1 protein-coding gene is annotated in these 1088 nt (G+C 67.2%); it reads right to left on the reverse strand.

What is annotated here, in order from left to right:
• A partial coding sequence (moaA, locus tag TSO221_RS34440) for a GTP 3',8-cyclase MoaA (protein WP_109122953.1) occupies nt 1-823 on the reverse strand: 823 nt, incomplete at its 3' end.
• Nucleotides 824-1088 lie beyond the last annotated feature (265 nt).

Genomic DNA, 1088 nt, shown 5'->3' on the forward strand with positions numbered 1-1088 from the left:
GGTTGCAGCTTTCGCAGAAATTGTGCGTCAGCGGCGTGATGAAGCCGACGCGGCAGCCGGTCTCCTTGACCCGCACGTAGCGCGCCGGGCCGCCGGTGCGGTAGTCGGTGTCCTCCAGCGTCCAGCGCGTCTCCAGCTCGGAGCGCACCTGGGTGAGCGGGAGGTACTGGTCGAGGCGGGAGACGTCGCCCAGGTCGCCCAGCGGCATCACCTCGATGAAGGTGAGGTCGAAGCCGCGCTCGCCGCACCATTCCACCATCCGGTGGAACTCGTCGTCGTTGACGCCCTTCAGCGCCACGGCGTTGATCTTGATGTGCAGTCCGGCGTCCTTGGCGGCCTGGATGCCCTCCACCACCTTGCCGAACTTGCCCCAGCGGGTGATGGCCTGGAACTTGTGCGGGTCGAGCGTGTCGAGCGACACGTTGATGCGCTTCACCCCCGCGTCCACCAGCCCCTCGGCGTACTTGAACAGCATCGAGCCGTTGGTGGTCAGCGTCAACTCGTCGAGGTCGCCGGCCTTGACGTGGCGGCCGAGCGACGTGATCAGGTTCATGATGTCGCGGCGCACCAGCGGCTCGCCGCCGGTCAGGCGCAGCTTGCGGGTGCCGAGCTTGACGAAGGCGGTGCAGAGCCGGTCGATCTCCTCCAGCGACAGCACCTCGGCCTTGGGGAGGAAGCTCATGTCCTCCGCCATGCAGTAGACGCAGCGGAAGTCGCAACGGTCGGTCACTGAGACGCGCAGGTAGGTGACGGCGCGGCCGAAGGGGTCCACCAGAGGAGCGGGCAGGGGAGCGGGGCGTTCAAGGCGCGTCGCGTCGGTCATCGTCAAGGCGTCCTCCCGAGCGTCGGCGCTCTGCGTGTCGGGTGGCGAAGGTAGCGCACCGATCGTTCTGCCCAATATAGGCCTTTCGACGGATGATTTCTTCCCCGAGCCGACTGCGGATAATGGAAGCACGTATGCGCCGGACGCCGCCTTGATGATTGTCAAGCTTCGGCCGGACCTTGCCCCCCACCCCATCCCTCCCCCGCTTCGCAGGGGAGGGTGCCTCTCTCCCCCTCCCCTGCGAAGCGGGGGAGGGGTCAGGGGT

Origin of the sequence: Azospirillum sp. TSO22-1 (assembly GCF_003116015.1) — a bacterium.
In the GTDB taxonomy this organism is placed as follows: Bacteria; Pseudomonadota; Alphaproteobacteria; order Azospirillales; family Azospirillaceae; genus Azospirillum.